Source organism: Flavobacterium sp. P21 (assembly GCF_050632225.1).
GTDB lineage: Bacteria > Bacteroidota > Bacteroidia > Flavobacteriales > Flavobacteriaceae > Flavobacterium.
Map to the genome: position 1 here is coordinate 1,376,817 of NZ_CP192585.1, position 15,734 is coordinate 1,392,550.

The 15,734-nt window shown below is 33.6% G+C and carries 13 protein-coding genes, 2 tRNA genes and 4 pseudogenes; 10 read left to right on the forward strand and 9 right to left on the reverse strand.

Annotation, left to right across the window (positions count from 1 at the left end; genetic code table 11):
* Positions 1-144: 144 nt before the first annotated feature.
* The 3 genes from ACQ9BO_RS06620 to ACQ9BO_RS06630 all read left to right on the forward strand — a co-directional run bounded on the left by ACQ9BO_RS06620 (position 145) and on the right by ACQ9BO_RS06630 (position 816).
* Positions 145-217: transfer RNA gene (locus ACQ9BO_RS06620), tRNA-Gly, on the forward strand.
* 15 nt (positions 218-232) lie between these two features.
* A tRNA-Leu gene (locus tag ACQ9BO_RS06625) sits at positions 233-318 on the forward strand.
* Between the two features lie 123 nt (positions 319-441).
* On the forward strand, positions 442-816 hold the full coding sequence (locus tag ACQ9BO_RS06630; protein ID WP_431244078.1) for a DUF1508 domain-containing protein: 375 nt from the start codon (positions 442-444) through the stop codon (positions 814-816).
* Positions 817-1,534: 718 nt separating this feature from the next.
* Here the strand turns inward: ACQ9BO_RS06630 and ACQ9BO_RS06635 are convergent.
* On the reverse strand, positions 1,535-2,239 hold the full coding sequence (locus ACQ9BO_RS06635; RefSeq protein WP_431244079.1) for a 3-deoxy-D-manno-octulosonic acid transferase: 705 nt from the start codon (positions 2,237-2,239) through the stop codon (positions 1,535-1,537).
* 88 nt (positions 2,240-2,327) lie between these two features.
* A pseudogene (locus ACQ9BO_RS06640) lies at positions 2,328-2,773 on the reverse strand (3-deoxy-D-manno-octulosonic acid transferase).
* Between the two features lie 132 nt (positions 2,774-2,905).
* Between ACQ9BO_RS06640 and ACQ9BO_RS06645 the strand changes: the two are divergent.
* From ACQ9BO_RS06645 to ACQ9BO_RS06665, 5 genes and pseudogenes are all read left to right on the forward strand, one after another.
* Positions 2,906-4,040 (forward strand): annotated as a pseudogene (locus ACQ9BO_RS06645) (DegT/DnrJ/EryC1/StrS family aminotransferase).
* Positions 4,041-4,071: 31 nt separating this feature from the next.
* A complete protein-coding gene (locus ACQ9BO_RS06650; protein WP_431245081.1) occupies positions 4,072-4,485 on the forward strand; it encodes a nuclear transport factor 2 family protein in 414 nt (137 codons plus the stop codon).
* Between the two features lie 14 nt (positions 4,486-4,499).
* Complete coding sequence (galE, locus tag ACQ9BO_RS06655; protein WP_431244080.1) at positions 4,500-5,516, forward strand: UDP-glucose 4-epimerase GalE; 1,017 nt, start codon at positions 4,500-4,502, stop codon at positions 5,514-5,516.
* An 82-nt stretch (positions 5,517-5,598) separates the two neighbouring features.
* Positions 5,599-6,504, forward strand: a complete 906-nt coding sequence (locus ACQ9BO_RS06660) for a DMT family transporter (RefSeq protein ID WP_431244081.1) — start codon at positions 5,599-5,601, stop codon at positions 6,502-6,504.
* A gap of 52 nt (positions 6,505-6,556) precedes the next feature.
* On the forward strand, positions 6,557-6,844 hold the full coding sequence (locus ACQ9BO_RS06665) for a hypothetical protein (protein ID WP_431244082.1): 288 nt from the start codon (positions 6,557-6,559) through the stop codon (positions 6,842-6,844).
* 97 nt (positions 6,845-6,941) lie between these two features.
* Here the strand turns inward: ACQ9BO_RS06665 and fabD are convergent.
* Positions 6,942-7,816: pseudogene (fabD, locus tag ACQ9BO_RS06670) on the reverse strand (ACP S-malonyltransferase).
* Between the two features lie 72 nt (positions 7,817-7,888).
* Positions 7,889-8,251: a DUF983 domain-containing protein gene (locus tag ACQ9BO_RS06675; protein WP_431244083.1), complete on the reverse strand. Its 363-nt coding sequence runs from the start codon at positions 8,249-8,251 to the stop codon at positions 7,889-7,891.
* Between the two features lie 132 nt (positions 8,252-8,383).
* Here ACQ9BO_RS06675 and ACQ9BO_RS06680 point away from each other — a divergent pair, with 132 nt between their 5' ends.
* Positions 8,384-9,247 (forward strand): helix-turn-helix domain-containing protein, encoded by an 864-nt coding sequence (locus tag ACQ9BO_RS06680; RefSeq protein ID WP_431244084.1) that lies wholly within the window; start codon positions 8,384-8,386, stop codon positions 9,245-9,247.
* A 259-nt stretch (positions 9,248-9,506) separates the two neighbouring features.
* On the opposite strand, the gene ACQ9BO_RS06685 is transcribed toward ACQ9BO_RS06680, so the two are convergent.
* The 5 genes from ACQ9BO_RS06685 to ACQ9BO_RS06705 form a co-directional block, all read right to left on the reverse strand.
* Entirely contained in the window at positions 9,507-10,040 is a 534-nt protein-coding gene (locus ACQ9BO_RS06685) for a YceI family protein (protein ID WP_431244085.1), read from the reverse strand.
* 286 nt (positions 10,041-10,326) lie between these two features.
* Positions 10,327-10,557 carry a (4Fe-4S)-binding protein gene (locus tag ACQ9BO_RS06690; RefSeq protein ID WP_012023810.1) on the reverse strand — a complete coding sequence of 77 codons (231 nt, stop codon included), beginning with the start codon at positions 10,555-10,557 and terminating at the stop codon, positions 10,327-10,329.
* A 170-nt stretch (positions 10,558-10,727) separates the two neighbouring features.
* A complete protein-coding gene (locus ACQ9BO_RS06695) occupies positions 10,728-11,444 on the reverse strand; it encodes a pirin family protein (RefSeq protein ID WP_431244086.1) in 717 nt (238 codons plus the stop codon).
* Between the two features lie 515 nt (positions 11,445-11,959).
* On the reverse strand, positions 11,960-12,319 hold the full coding sequence (locus ACQ9BO_RS06700) for a hypothetical protein (RefSeq protein ID WP_431244087.1): 360 nt from the start codon (positions 12,317-12,319) through the stop codon (positions 11,960-11,962).
* A gap of 6 nt (positions 12,320-12,325) precedes the next feature.
* Positions 12,326-13,807: a helix-turn-helix domain-containing protein gene (locus ACQ9BO_RS06705; protein ID WP_431244088.1), complete on the reverse strand. Its 1,482-nt coding sequence runs from the start codon at positions 13,805-13,807 to the stop codon at positions 12,326-12,328.
* Between the two features lie 209 nt (positions 13,808-14,016).
* Between ACQ9BO_RS06705 and aceB the strand changes: the two are divergent.
* Positions 14,017-15,619 (forward strand): annotated as a pseudogene (aceB, locus tag ACQ9BO_RS06710) (malate synthase A).
* Positions 15,620-15,734 lie beyond the last annotated feature (115 nt).

Consider the following 15,734-nt stretch of genomic DNA (forward strand, 5'->3'; position numbering starts at 1 on the left):
ATTTTAAAGTTTAGGTTATCAGAAGGTTATAAAATAAGTAAACTTTTTTTTCAAAAAACGCTTGTGTAATTGAATAAATGTCCTAAATTTGCACTCGCAATACGAAACAAATCAAGTGTTGCGGTTCTTATAAAGAATTGAAATGCGAAAATAGCTCAGTTGGTAGAGCGCGACCTTGCCAAGGTCGAGGTCGCGGGTTCGAGCCCCGTTTTTCGCTCTAAAACCATACAATGCTCGGATGGTGAAATTGGTAGACACGCTGGACTTAAAATCCAGTGAACAGCAATGTTCGTGCGGGTTCAAGTCCCGCTCTGAGTACTAAAGCCTCTTCTTTTGAAGAGGCTTTTTTTATTTGCATACTTGTGAATGATAAATTTGAGTGCTAAATTTATTAGAAATCTCAGAATCTAAAATCAATAATCTAAAATCTAAAATTTCTAAATGGGTGCTTTTGTGATCAGCAGGCGGTTTAATGATGAATATAAATTTACTTTTACTTCGCGAAAAGGGAAAGTAATTTTTACAAGTTTGAGTTATGAGTTGCGATTTGAATGCGAGGAAGATATTGAGAGATTTAAAGCAAATGTTGAGTCTGCGAAGTTTTTGAAATTTAAAGGCTCTGGTGGGAAGTATTTTTTTAAATTGATGCTGGGTGAGGTTCATTTTGCAACAAGTCGTAAATACAGTACGGAATTGCTTTTGCAAAAGGGGATAAAGGAAATTGTGACATATTCTTCGAGATCGGAAATTTTGGATTTTTCGTCAAATGAAGCAATTTTTGAAGATGAGCCTCTTGAAGAGGAAGAAATCGAATAAGTAGGATTCCAATAAAACAAAACAAAATAAAATTCCAAATTCCAAAAACAAGTTGTGTGATTGGGATTTGGAATTTTGTTTTGTTGGAATTTGCTAATTTTTGGGCATAAAAAAAACCATCGCTATGATGGTTTTAAAATTTTTAGAACTTAGGTTCTAATTATTTTTTTACTTCTTCTACTTTAGCGACGAGCAGAATCAACTTTAGCGACGAGCAGAATCAACAGTTGCGAGCGGCAGAATCAACAACAGCGACGGCTGAATCAACAGCAACAGCGAGCAGAATCTACAGCAGGAGCTTCAGCGACGAGCGTCAGCTTTTTTACAAGATACAACAGTTAATACAGCAACAACAGCTAAACTTAAAAATACTTTTTTCATCTTACTTTATTATAAAAGGTTAATTATTAATTCGTGGCAAAGATATAAATTTTTTAATATGTAAAATATTTTTTCACTTTTTTTAAAATATTTTCGTTGCTCACGATTATCTTAGTTATCAAAAAACATGCCAAAATACGAAAAAAATATTATATTGTAGTATTTTTTGAGTAAATTATTTTTTGTTGCATAATCGGCAAAAAAACAAGCTGTACGTATTCGTTTGTTTGCAATTTATTTTGTTTTTTGTGAGATATTCTTCAAAAGACATGGCTTCATATTAGCTTTTTTAAGGGCTTTTTTGATGGCAACGATCTCTAAATGGGTTTGTGGTCTTTTAGACTGTTTCTGAAACTATTTTCATGATGGAGTTTGTTGCTCCTTTGTTGTCACGAATAAAAGATTTGCAGATTTGGCTTTTTTCTTCAAAATACGCTTTATCTGTAAGTAATCGGTCGAAATTCTGCTTTAATTCGGTATAATTGGAAATAGAGATACATCCTCCCAATTGTACTAATGAAACAGCTTCTGCAAAATTCGAATAATTTGGCCCAATTAAAATTGGAATCCCAAATGTGGCTGGTTCCAAAATATTATGTATTCCGGGGTTTCCAAAACCGCCTCCGACATAAGCAATTGTTCCGTAGCTGTAAATTTTGGTCAATAAACCAACTGTATCGATTATAAAAACATTGTAATTTGATAAATCGCCAGCTTGTTCTTTTTCTGAAAACAAAACGGTTGATTTTGTGATTTGTGTTTTCAAACTTGAGATTTGATCTTCTTTGATATTATGAGGCGCAATGATAAATTTTACGCTTTCAGAAGCTTGATTGATGTATTCCGCTAATAAAGTTTCATCTTTTGGCCACGAACTTCCTATAACAATTGTGGGTTGGTTGTTTTTGAATTCTGCAATAAAATCAACTTTATTATCTCTTTCTAAAATTGTCGCAACGCGGTCAAAACGCGTATCTCCAGAAACAACAACATTTTGAAATCCGATTGCTTCAATTTTTTCTTTCGATTTTTCATTCTGCACAAAAAATAAGTAAAGGCTTTTAATGCTTTTCTGTAGAAACCTCCATACCATTTAAAGAACATTTGATTGTCTCTAAAAATTCCCGAAATCAGATAAGTTGGTGTTTTGCTTTTTTTAATTCCTTTAAATAGTTTAGCCAAAATTCATATTTGATAAAAAAGGCAATTTCTGGATGAACTAATTTTAAAAACTTTTTTGCATTGCTTTTTGTGTCCAAAGGAAGATAAACAGTAGCATCTGCAACTGTGTTGTTTTTACGCACTTCGTACCCAGATGGTGAAAAAAGGTTACAACAATTTTATGTGCTGGATATTTTTCTTTTATTTTTTCAATCACAGGAAGTCCTTGTTCGTATTCGCCCAATGAAGCCGAATGAAACCAAATGGTTTGGTCTTCTGGTTTGATTTTTTCTTTTAAAATAGAGAAAACGTCTTTTCGGCCTTCGACAAAAAGCTTAATTTTCGGACTAAATAACGCAATGATTCTTAAGAAAAATCCTGCTATGTGTAGGGCTAAATTGTATAAAAAAAGCATCTCATAATTTTTGTGGCTAAATTACATTTCTTTCGACTATTTTCATTGGTTTGAAGCTATTAATAACTATTTTTGTTCCTCCTTTTGGAGATTCTGTTAAAAAACAGGTCTTTATTTTAAATGTTATTCAAAATGAAAAAAATACAAATGGTTGACTTAAAGAGTCAATATGAAAAAATAAAATCTACTGTTGACGCTTCAATTCAGGAAGTTTTAGATACTAATACTTACATCAACGGACCTTTGGTTCATCAGTTTCAAAAAAATCTTGAAGATTATTTAGGAGCAAAACACGTAATTCCGTGTGCAAATGGAACCGATGCTTTGCAAATTGCAATGATGGGACTTGGTCTTCAGCCAGGAGATGAGGTGATAACAGCTGACTTTACTTTTGCGGCTACTGTTGAGGTTATTGCTTTGTTGCAATTGACGCCAGTTTTAGTTGATGTTGATATGGTAAACATGAATATTGATATCGATGCTGTTAAAAAAGCAATCACACCAAAAACGAAAGCAATTGTTCCGGTTCATTTATTTGGACGTGCTTGCAAATATGGATGCAATTATGGAAATTGCGGCTGAACATAACTTATATGTAATTGAAGATAATGCTCAGGCAATTGGAGCAGATTATGTTTCTAAATCTGGATCAAAAACTAAAGTAGGAACAATTGGTCATGTTGCGGCAACTTCATTTTTTCCTTCTAAAAACTTAGGTTGCTATGGAGATGGTGGGGCAATTTTTACTAATGATGATAAATTGGCTCATATCATCCGCGGAATTGTAAACCACGGAATGTACGAGCGTTACCATCATGATGTTGTGGGAGTAAATTCTCGTTTGGATAGTATTCAGGCTGGAGTTTTGAATGCAAAATTGCCTTTGCTTGATGAATATAATAAAGCACGTCGTTTAGCGGCAACAAAATACAATGCGGCTTTTGCAGGAAACGCACACATCATTACGCCAGATTTTGATACTAATGAAAATGATCACGTTTTTCATCAATACGTATTAAGAATTATTAATGCCGATAGAAATGCTTTGATGCGACATTTGTTGGATAAAGGAATTCCGTGTGCGATTTATTATCCAATTCCGTTGCATTCTCAAAAAGCATATTTAGATCCTCGTTATAAAGAAGAACAGTTTCCGGTTACGAATCAGTTAGTGCAGGAAGTGATTGCTTTGCCAATGCATACAGAACTTGATGACGAACAGATTAAATTTATTACTGATTCTGTTTTAGAATTTCTAAATAAATAAAAAGATGAGAAGAACAAGTCTTTTGATTTTCATGATTTTTTTCCAAGTTTCGGTTTTTGCTCAAAAAACAAATTCTAAAGATGAAAATGCTGTCAGCAGTCAAGTTGAAATTTTGCGTCAGGCAATGATCGATGCGGATGGAGCGAAATTAAAAGCTTTAACTTCAAGTCAATTGTCCTATGTTCATTCTAATGGCAATTTTCAAAATCAAACTGAATTTATTGAGGGAATAGTTAGCGGAAAATCTGATTTTGTGTCTATAGATTTTCAAAATCAAACTATATCTATTCAGAATGACGTTGCTATAGTTAGACATGTTCTGTCGGCTCATACTAAAGATGGTGGAATTGACAAGGATATTAAAATTGGAATAATGTTGGTTTGGCAAAAACAAAAAAATAATTGGATTCTTATTGCAAGACAAGCTTATAAATTAACTACATAAAAACAACCACAAAAATGAAAGTATTAGTAACAGGAGGATTAGGTTTTATTGGTTCTCACACCGTAGTCGAATTGCAAAATGAAGGCTTCGAAGTAGTGATAATTGATAATCTTTCTAATTCTTCAGAAGATGTTTTAGGCGGCATTACGGCCATCACAGGAAAAACACCTTTGTTCGAAAAAATTGATTTAAGAGAAAAAAGTGCCGTTCAGGATTTCTTTAAAAAACATAATGATGTTACTGGGGTAATTCATTTTGCGGCTTCAAAAGCCGTTGGTGAAAGTGTTGAACAACCTTTGTTGTATTATGAAAACAACATTAGCAGTTTGGTTTATTTGTTGCAGGAATTACAGCAAAAACCTGAAGCTAGTTTTATTTTCAGTTCGTCTTGTACCGTTTACGGTCAAGCCGAAAAAATGCCAATTACAGAAGATGCTCCAGTTCAAACTGCAATGTCTCCTTACGGAAATACAAAACAGATTGGAGAGGAAATCATTACAGATACTGCAAAAGTTACTAATATTAGTGCAATTTTATTGCGCTATTTTAATCCAGTTGGAGCGCATAAATCAGTAGAAATTGGAGAATTGCCATTGGGTGTTCCTCAAAATTTAGTTCCGTTTATTACACAAACAGGTGTAGGTTTACGCCAAGAATTATCTGTTTTTGGGAATGATTACCCAACACCAGACGGAACAGCAGTTCGTGATTATATTCACGTTGTTGATTTGGCAAAAGCACACGTAATTGCTTTGCAACGCTTATTGAATAAAAAGAATTTGGCAAAAGTTGAAACTTTCAATCTAGGAACTGGAAAAGGAAGTTCTGTTTTGGAAGTCATTCACAGTTTTGAAAAAGTCAGCGGTAAAAATCTGCCTTATAAGATGATGCCTCGTCGTGAAGGTGATATTACAGAAGCATACGCAAATACAGATAAGGCAAATAATGTCTTAGGATGGAAGGCTGAATTAAGTCTTGACGAAGCAATGGCAAGTGCATGGAAATGGGAACAAAAGGTGAGGAATAAATAATTCAACACTTTAAAATTATAAAATTTTAAGATCCCAAGTTATAGTAATATAGTTTGGGATTTTTTTTAGCTGATTGATTATCATGAAACAAAGTTTAGATTATAAATTGATTTTTGCTCTAACTGCGGTTGGAGTTATATGGGGTACGACATTTTTAGGAATCAGAGTTGCTGTTGAAACGATTCCGCCTTGGTTTGTCACTTCAATTCGTCAAGGTTTGGCAGGATTGATTATGATGATGATCTTATTGTTTAAAAAAGAATTAAAGTGGATTGGCTGGGGAAATTTCAAACAACAGCTTATACCTTCAGTCTTAATGATTGTAATTGCCAATGGTTTTACCACAATTGCCGAAAAGACTTTGCCAAGTGGATTAGCTTCAGTAATAAGTGCTTTGTCTCCAATATTGATTTTTTTAGGAAGTATTTTAGTCGGATTGCAAAAAATGAGTCTTAAGGGATTTGTTGGAGTGTTGATTGGGTTTTCTGGAGTTGTCTTTATATTCAAAGACGGACTAGGATCATTTTTGGATGCCGATTACAGAATAGGAATGATGTTCATGGGATTTGCAATTTTAGCTTGGGCCATAGGAACAATTTACACCAAAACACACGCTAATAAGTCAAACAATATTGTGCTTAATTTATTTTATCAATTTACATCTGCGTCTTGTATTCAGTTGGTTTTGGCTTCTATTTTTTCACCAAATCCAGATTTCAGTTCTTGGACTTCGAGAAGTATTTTTGCGGCTTTGTATTTGTCGATTTTTGGTTCGGTGATTGCTTTTTTTAGTTACAGTTATGCTTTGAAGCATGTTACCGCGGTTCAAGTTTCTATTTTGGCTTATATAAACACGATAATTGCTGTTTTTCTGGGCTGGTTGCTTTTAGACGAAGTCATTACAATTGATTTTATAATTGCTACAGCACTTATTATTCTTGGCGTTTTTATTGTAAATTACAAGAAGAAAGAAAAGAAAGTTGTGTAAATTTTGATTCATTTTGTTTTGTAAATTTGTAAGAATTAAAAATGTAGGAATAATGAGTTTGGATAAAGAAAATAAAAAGAATAACAAACTTAAAGAGCCAAGAGTAGAATACGAAGTTCAAAAGCCAAAATTTAAGGGCATAGATCCCGAAACTTTTGATTTTGATGCCGAGTTTGCCAAAGGATTTACTCTTGAAGAAGCAAAAGTAGAATCCAAAAGAAGAATTAGAGAATGGTGGCCAGAGAATTTTGACGTTGAATTTGCTAACGGATTTACGCCAGAAGAATTTAAAGCTGAAATGTCTAAAAGAATAAAAAGCTTATCCTTGGAAATGATATAGTAAAACTAAATCCTCATAAACCAATTTCAAAGTCTATGAGGATTTTTTATGTATATGGTTTTTTTAACTGAAAACTGAGACCGCGACTGAAAACTAATTAAGCATTAGCCGTAACAGCTTCTTTATCGATTTTGTTAATCAAACCAGTTAAAACTTTTCCTGGACCAACTTCAGTAAACAAAGTAGCACCGTCGGCGATCATTTGTTGTACAGATTGCGTCCATTTTACAGGAGCAGTTAACTGAATAATTAAGTTCTTTTTAATTTCGGCGAGCATCAGAAACAGCGTTTGCTGTAACATTTTGGTACACTGGACAGCTTGGAGTAGAGAAAGTAGTTGCTTCAATTGCGGCGGCTAATTCTTCTCTTGCAGGTTCCATCATTGGCGAGTGAAATGCTCCTCCAACAGGTAAAATTAATGCACGTTTTGCTCCCGCGGCTTTCATGGCTTCACATGCTTTTTCAACAGCAGTAGTTTCACCAGAAATTACTAATTGTCCTGGGCAGTTATAGTTGGCGACAACCACAACACCGTCAATAGAAGCGCAAACTTCTTCTACAACATTATCTGCTAAACCTAAAACCAGTCGCCATTGTAGATGGTGTGATTTCGCAAGCTTTTTGCATTGCCAAAGCACGTTGAGAAACTAATTTTAAACCATCTTCAAAAGATAAAGTTCCGTTAGCAACCAAAGCTGAAAATTCTCCTAATGAATGTCCTGCAACCATTTCTGGTTTGAAATCTTCTAAAGTTTTTGCTAAAATAACAGAGTGTAAAAATACAGCTGGTTGTGTAACTTTAGTTTCTTTTAGTTCTTCGGCAGTACCTTCAAACATAATATCTGTAATTCTGAAACCTAATATTTCATTAGCTTTTTCGAATAATTCTTTGGCTAAAGCCGAATTTTCATAAAGGTCTTTACCCATTCCTGTGAATTGCGCCCCTTGACCTGGAAATACGTATGCTTTCATTTGTCTAATTTGTTTTTTATTTTTTTTGGAATTGAAAATTAGCTTCAATTGAAAGGCAAAAATAATACTTTTTTATTTCGTATAATCCTTAAACATGTAAATCCATGCTAATCGTGAAAATCGCAGATTGAAAGAAGTGAGCAAAGTAATGACAACAGCAATGATTGGAATGATTCTTAAATCGAAATTTTTCTCAAAGAAAAATTGTGCAATACAATACGTTGCAATTCCCTGAGCTACTGTTAATCCGTAGTTTACATACATGGCGCCGAAGAAATAGCCAGGCTCTTTTTGAAACTTATAATTACAGTGACTGCAGTATTCATTCATTTTTGGAAGACCAAAAGTCAAAAAAATACTTTTGTCTGTAAAAACTTTTCCTTTGTGACAAATCGGACATTCGTTGCTTAAAATATGAGTTAATGCGCTTGACATGACTTTGATGTTTTTTATTTATACAAAGGTAATTTGGAATAAGGTAAAAGTCTTTTTAGTATCTTCGCTACTTATAGCATAATAAAGACATTTTTGATTTAAATTTTCAAAGAATAAATTCCAAATTCCAAAATGAAAAAGTATCCCATTTATAGTGTTCAGAATTTCAGTTGTAATGATATTCATCGCGATTTTTATGTGAATACTTTTAAAGAACATTTAAAAAGTCACAGTTTTGTCGAAGAACCACATCGTCATGATTCCTATTTGATGGTATTTTTTACAAAAGGGGCTGGATTGCATGAAGTCGATTTTGACCAGTTTGAAATCAAAAGAGGGAGTTTGTTTGTGCTTCAACCAGGACAAATGCACCATTGGAATTTATCCGAAGATATTGAAGGTTTTGTAATTATCTTTTCGCAGGAATTGTACAATTTGTATTTCGGACAGAAAAAGATCAACGATTATAATTTTTATCATTCCATTCAAAACCGGCCAGAAATGGTTTTTGAAGAAAAGGAAATTCCCAAAATCCTTCCATATTTCGATTTGCTGATTCAGGAAAATAGCCAAGACAACAAATACCAATTGGACAAATTATTGAATTTATTGGATTGCATTCATGTCGAAGTAGCGAGAAAATATGGAGAAACCTATTCGCATCAAACGCATTCATACAATATAAAAATCAACAAGTTTGAATCGCTTTTAGAACAATATTTCAGGACCCAAAAGTTGCCTTCGTTTTATGCAGAAAAACTCAATATTACGTTGAAGCATCTGAATAGAATCTGCAATGAAATTCTTCAAAAAACAGCAACAGAAGTAATTATGGACAGAGTAATTCTAGAAATCAAAAGAATGTTGATCGACAAACAATTAGCTGTAAATGAAGTAGCCTTCAAAGTCGGCTACGAAGATTATTCCTATTTCTCGCGATTCTTCAAAAAACAAACCGGAATCTCCCCAACCGAATTTCGAAATACAGGGCGTTGATTAGTTTGCCACGAATTACACTAATTTCCACGAATTATTATTTTAATTTTTGTCACAGATTAAAAGGATTTTCACAGATTATTTATTCTCCAATGCAGGAAAAAATCTTTTTAATCCTTTTAATCTGTGGCAGAAAAAACATTTCCAGTTTGAAAGAAAAAATTAGTGGAAATTCGCGCAATTTGTGGCAAAAAAAAGCCTGCACTATTAAAAAAGTGCAGGCTTCTTAACCAACCAAATTAAAACCTATTATAAAGTATTAAGCTTGTTTTACGAATTGTAATTCAATGTTTAATTTTACTTCCTCTCCAACTAAAACACCACCTGTTTCAAGAGCTGAGTTCCAGTTTAAACCCCAATCTTTACGATTAATTTTTCCTTCAATGCTTAAACCAACTTTAGTATTTCCCCAAGGATCAGTCATGACTCCGCTAAATTCAACTGGGAATTTCACAGTTTTAGAAACACCTTTAATGTCTAAATCTCCAGTTAGTTCAAATTCACCATCATTGATTTTTTTGAAAGCAGAAGATTTGAAAGTTAATTTTGGATGATTCTCAGCGTCAAAGAAATCACCGCTTCTTAAATGTCCGTCACGATCTGTGTTTGCAGTGTCTACTGAAGCGATATCAGCAGAAAAACTGAAATCTGCATTATCAAAACCTTCTCCTTCTGTAATTGCAGAAGCATCATAAGTTCCAAATTTTCCTGAAACATTAGTAAACATCATGTGTTTAACTTTAAAACCAATTTCTGAGTGAGTTGGGTCAATTGACCATTTTGTAGTTGCCATAATTTTATTTTTTTAATATTTAAATAATTAATTTATTTCATTTTGATAGGACAAAGTTACGGTGGTAGTAAGTGTAACGCACTTAACCTAGATTAAGAAATAAAAAAGGTGATTTTTTTTGCCACAGATTGCACAGATTAAAAAGATTAAGCAAAAGATATCGCCACTAATTACTCGAATTTTCACTAATTTTTATTTAATTTAATTCGTGGAAATTCGAGTAATTAGTGGCGAATAAAATCACTTTAATCCGTGCAATCTGTGGCAAAAAACTAATGCGTAAAACTTAGCTTTTGTTATTCATGTAAAATGTCAACGCTCCCGACGGACATTTATTAACAGTAGAAATTATTTTCTCAGTTGTAGATTGCTCTGGAGTAATCCATGGTTTTTCTTTTGGACGAAAAACATCTGGATTGTTTTTTACACAATTGGCCGAATGTATGCATTTTCCAGATTGCCAAACAATCGTTACTTCGCCGTTTGTATATTCTTTAGTTAGGTTGTTTGGATTCATGATTGAAAGTTTTAAATAGTTAGTTTTAAGTGAATTAAGGCAAATTTTCATCTAATAAAATTACGTTTTCTTTTTTGAGTTTCGATGAAATTGGAACAAAAAAGAAACGATAATAAGCTGAAAACCAACTTAAATATCGTTTCTAAAAAAATATTAATTGTAATCTTGAATTAGTAATTCATCGGAATATCCATCAATAAAAATTCAGCGTCTGTATTGGCTTTAATAGTTAAAGTGTCAGTTCCTGAAATTCCAACCGCATCACGAGAATTCAATTCTTGACCGTTGATGGTTACATTTCCTTTTAAAACGAAAGCATAAACTCCGTTTCCTTCTTTTTTGATTTTATATTCTGTTGCGATTCCGGCATCAAAATTCCCCATGTTGAACCAAGCATCTTGGTGAATCCAAACACCTTCGTCGTCTGCATTTGGAGATAAAACCTGAGACAATTTGTTATGTCTGTCGGCAACATCTAAAGTAATTTGCTGATAACGTGGTGTAACATTTCTTTTGTTTGGAAACAACCAAATCTGCAACAATTTAGTCTGCTGATCTGCATTTGGGTTAAACTCACTATGCTGAATTCCGGTTCCGGCACTCATTACCTGAATATCGCCATTTTTGATGATTTCAGTATTTCCCATACTGTCTTTGTGGGCCAAATCACCTTCTAGCGGAATTGTAATGATTTCCATATTATCGTGCGGATGCGTTCCAAAACCCATTCCACCTGCAATCGTATCATCGTTCAAAACACGAAGCGCTCCAAACTGAATTCTATCCGGATTGTACCAGCTTGCAAAGCTAAAACTATGATAAGCGTTCAACCATCCGTGATTTGCGTTTCCTCTTGTGTCTGCTTTGTGCAATACTATATTTTCCATGATTTTGTCCTTTTGTTAATTTTATAGTACAAAGATACGGTCGATGTAAAGGAAAAGCACTTAATCTAGGTTAAGAAAAAAGGTGCTGAGATTCTAAGATGCTAAGTTTCTAAGTTTTTTCGAAGAATTTTCCAGATTGTCAAAATTATCTAATTGGCATATTCCCAAATTATCTAATTATTTTCTGGAGCAGAAGTATAGTTTTCAAAAGATGTCTAGTCCCGCTGTCCGTTGCACACGAGCGATAGCGAACTGACGAAGTAATCTTTTGTGGTGAACCCCACCACAAAAGGATTTCCACTTCTATCGGGGCTAAACGAGAATTTTTTGTTTTCAGAAGAAGTTGTATTTATGATTGATCATAAAGTATGGCCGTGTAGTTTGTCATTCCGAGGAACGAGGAATCTCCGCAAGAAGCTCCGTATAGTATGTCGGCAATCTTTGTCGAGCCACTCACGGAGATTCCTCGTTCCTCGCAATGACAAATAATACATGATAAAAAAGAAAGGAATAAATTATTTAATCCTAATCAATTTCCCTTTTCCAGTAACTACATCAAGGTAATTAGAAACTGGACTTTGTTTGTCATGCATAAAAAATTCAATAGTGTCTTTTGCAATTTGATCTTTCGGAATACTTATAATTAAATCTCGATTAATGAAATGATCCAATAAAATTACATTGCCGTATGATATTTTACCTTTTGGCAAATACTTGTTATCAAATTTGAAGACACTATCATTAAAAGAAATTTTATCTTTTTGGTTATAAACATTATCTTCTTCAATCAAATAATTATAACGACCGTTGAGTTTGTCCGCTTTTTGGTTGAAGTTGATAAAAAACAAGGTTATTAGTAAGGCAAAATATTTCATAAAATTTTAGCTGTATTGATTTATAAACTGCTGTACAACTGCATCGGTATTTTCATGGCGCTTTTCCTTTTCTAAAACTATAGGAGGAGCGCTTCTTTCCAAACAATCTTTTACGGCACAGGTCTCGCAAGTTACACCAACAATTCGTTTGACCAAAGGTTTTCCGTCAATGAATTTGAATTTCTTTTTCATTGTCGGATTGATTAAGATTCCAACGGAAATACTTCTGATGTAATTTTCTGCAAAAGGATCTTTTGTAGCCGATGAAAAAACCAAATATTCGTTTCCGCTATTGGCATAACTCGAAATCTGAGCATCAAAAAAATGAGATTTGTTTTGTTTGATGGCTTCGTCAATTGTTTTAACCGAAACCCATCTTCTGCAATAATGTTCGTTAGTTTCGTTGGCGTGCGGTTCTTGTTGATGCGTAATGTGTAATTCTTTATTGATTTGATAAAAATCAGATCCGATTTTGTGTGACAATCTCAAGAAGAAAAGGTTTTTCAACTGAAAATCTTTGGGCAATAAATTAGTTAATCGCTGATAAAAAGATTCTGGTGAAACTTCAAAACTTTCTATCAAAGAAACAAATTCTTCCGGTTTCGGATTTTCATTTTCTAAAAAAAGATTGATTTTATCTACAACCAATTTTCTCGGTAATAATAAAGCGCCGGCAAAATAAGAAGCATAAAAATTATTCAGAACCTGATCGAAATTGTCAAATTTAATCCAGCTAAACGTCAACAGACGATCAGAAATCTTCATGTAATTATAGGCAATTTCTTTAGCTAAAATAAAAGCTTTTTGCGGAGCATCAAGTTCGGTAGAAAGCAATAAAGTTTTGCTTTTTGGGACATAAATCGAACGCAAATCATCTAAAGCTTCTTGGTCTGTAAAAGCAATTTCTTGAATTTTATATTCGTATTCTTCTTTTAAAATTGCTTCCAATTCTTCAATACTGATTTTAGAATCGAGATTAATTTGAAATGATTTCGAAAACGCAATTACTTTTTCTTCTAAATCTTCAAAATAATTGCTGTGCGCTTCCTGATATGAACGTAAAGCGGCCAAAAAGAAGCTTTCACGACTTAAATTATAATGCTGTGCGATTTCGATAATCGTACTAATAAAAGCATTGACTTTTGCGGGTGCATTAGCAATAATATCAATTAAATCTGCCTCCTGAATTCCGAAAAGCTCTAGCGGAATCTCTTTTAAAATTCCGGATTTCAAGATTTCGCCAATTGGAGCGAGGTTGTTGTCGAGTTTTAAAGACACCATTTGGTCATAAGTCACGTCCAAATGTTCGCATAAAAGAAGAATTTTATCTGTTTTTGGATATTTTTTTCCTTTTTCAATCTCATTTAAATACGATTTTGAAAGATTTGTCAATTTGGCCAGGCCAAAAAGCGACAGATTTTTTTGCGTTCTGACTTGCTTCAATTTTAGTCCGAAGATCAGCTTTATATAGTCTTTTTCGATATCCATGAACCAAATATAGTTATTCTAAAAATAATCGCCAAAAAATTATTTTTCATTTTTAGCGAACGTTCGCTTGTTTTGTAAAAAACTTTTTCTAATATTGTATCGTTGAAACTTATTAATTATGAATTAGTTATGATTGAGTTGTTTTGATGGAATAAAAAAGATTGAATAGAAAAACTGTTTAGTCAAATAAAAAATTAAAATCTGGAGCTATGAAAAACCAATTAGAGATCACTGAAATGGCTATAGAATTCCTAGCCGACAAAAAACTTGCTTATCCAAAAATCTGGACAGAAGAAGCAACTGCGTTTATTATCGAATTGCACAAAAAATTTGAATCGCAAAGAAAATTATTGCTTTTACAGAGAGAACAGAAACAAGTCACTTTTGATCAGGGAATTATGCCAGTTTTTATTCCAGAAACCAAAAGCATCAGAGAAAGTAATTGGACAGCTGGAGAAATTCCTAAAGATTTATTGGATCGAAGAGTTGAAATTACTGGCCCAGTTGATCGTAAAATGATTATCAATGCCCTGAATTCGGGTGCGAAAACTTTTATGGCCGATTTTGAAGACAGCACTTCTCCAACTTGGCAAAACCTAATGGATGGCCAAGTAAATCTAATCGATGCAGTAAACAAAACAATTACTTATACGGATTTGGTAAAGCAAAAATCCTATCATTTGAATGAAAAAATCGCAACGCTGATTGTTCGCCCAAGAGGTTTGCATTTGCCAGAAAAGCATCTTTTGATTGAAGAAAAGGAAGTTTCGGGTTCTTTGGTAGATTTTGGTTTGTATGTTTTTCATAATCATAAAAGACTTTTAGAAAACAACTCAGGACCGTATTTCTACATTCCGAAATTAGAACATTATCTGGAAGCGCGCTGGTGGAATACTGTAATTGATTTTACAGAAGATTATTTAAATCTGAAACGAGGAACGATAAAAGTGACGGTCTTAGTTGAAACCATAACGGCAAGTTTTCAATTGGACGAAATCATTTATGAATTAAAAGAACATATCGTTGGTTTGAACTGCGGGCGCTGGGATTATATTTTCTCTTACATCAAAAAGTTTAGAAAAAATCCAAAATTCATAGTTCCAGACCGTGATCAAGTAAATATGACTTCGCCTTTTATGAATGCGTATTCAAATTTGGTAATTCAGAGATGTCATAAAAGAGGAATTCATGCGATTGGCGGAATGGCGGCTCAAATTCCGATTAGAAATAATGAAGAAGCAAATGCAGTTGCTTTCGCAAAAGTAAAAACCGACAAAGAACGCGAAGTTCGAAATGGTCACGACGGAACTTGGGTTGCGCATCCAGATTTGGTTGCAATTGCTAAAGAGATTTTTGACAAAGGAATGCCAACTCCTAATCAGATTCATATAAAAAGAGAAAGTCGAAAAATCACAGAAGCTGATTTGATTGAACCGCCAATTGGAATGATAACTGAAAACGGTGTTCGAAAAAATATCAATGTAGCGGTTTTATATCTGGCTTCATGGCTAAACGGACAAGGTCTTTGCGGCGCTTCATAATTTGATGGAAGATGCGACAACTGCCGAAATTTCAAGATCGCAATTGTGGCAATGGCTTCAGAATAAAGTGATTTTGGATAATGGCAGAAAATTAGATTTGGCGTATTATCACGAATTGGCTTTAGATGAATGCAGAAAAATCAAGGAAGAACTAGGAGCGGAAAATCACGAAAAACAGCAATTTCCATTAGCAGAAAAAATGCTGGAAAGATTGGTTGTAAACCTGCATTTTGTGGATTTCTTAACGATTCCTTGCTATAAATATCTATAAAACTTTTTAAATCTGCTCAATCTGCCAAATCTGCGAGCGAATAATTTTTTTCCGCAAATTTAGCAGATTAGGCAGATAAAATTTAGTCTTAAACAATTTAAACACATAGAAACAT

Bases quoted from the DNA above. Each gene is read 5' to 3' on its own strand.
- ACQ9BO_RS06630 (WP_431244078.1), top strand. From the start codon at position 442: ATGGGTGCTTTTGTGATCAGCAGGCGGTTTAATGATGAATATAAATTT.
- ACQ9BO_RS06650 (WP_431245081.1), top strand. From the start codon at position 4,072: ATGATTTTTTTCCAAGTTTCGGTTTTTGCTCAAAAAACAAATTCTAAA.
- galE (WP_431244080.1), top strand. From the start codon at position 4,500: ATGAAAGTATTAGTAACAGGAGGATTAGGTTTTATTGGTTCTCACACC.
- ACQ9BO_RS06660 (WP_431244081.1), top strand. From the start codon at position 5,599: ATGAAACAAAGTTTAGATTATAAATTGATTTTTGCTCTAACTGCGGTT.
- ACQ9BO_RS06665 (WP_431244082.1), top strand. From the start codon at position 6,557: ATGAGTTTGGATAAAGAAAATAAAAAGAATAACAAACTTAAAGAGCCA.
- ACQ9BO_RS06675 (WP_431244083.1), bottom strand. From the start codon at position 8,251: ATGTCAAGCGCATTAACTCATATTTTAAGCAACGAATGTCCGATTTGT.
- ACQ9BO_RS06680 (WP_431244084.1), top strand. From the start codon at position 8,384: ATGAAAAAGTATCCCATTTATAGTGTTCAGAATTTCAGTTGTAATGAT.
- ACQ9BO_RS06685 (WP_431244085.1), bottom strand. From the start codon at position 10,040: ATGGCAACTACAAAATGGTCAATTGACCCAACTCACTCAGAAATTGGT.
- ACQ9BO_RS06690 (WP_012023810.1), bottom strand. From the start codon at position 10,557: ATGAATCCAAACAACCTAACTAAAGAATATACAAACGGCGAAGTAACG.
- ACQ9BO_RS06695 (WP_431244086.1), bottom strand. From the start codon at position 11,444: ATGGAAAATATAGTATTGCACAAAGCAGACACAAGAGGAAACGCAAAT.
- ACQ9BO_RS06700 (WP_431244087.1), bottom strand. From the start codon at position 12,319: ATGAAATATTTTGCCTTACTAATAACCTTGTTTTTTATCAACTTCAAC.
- ACQ9BO_RS06705 (WP_431244088.1), bottom strand. From the start codon at position 13,807: ATGGATATCGAAAAAGACTATATAAAGCTGATCTTCGGACTAAAATTG.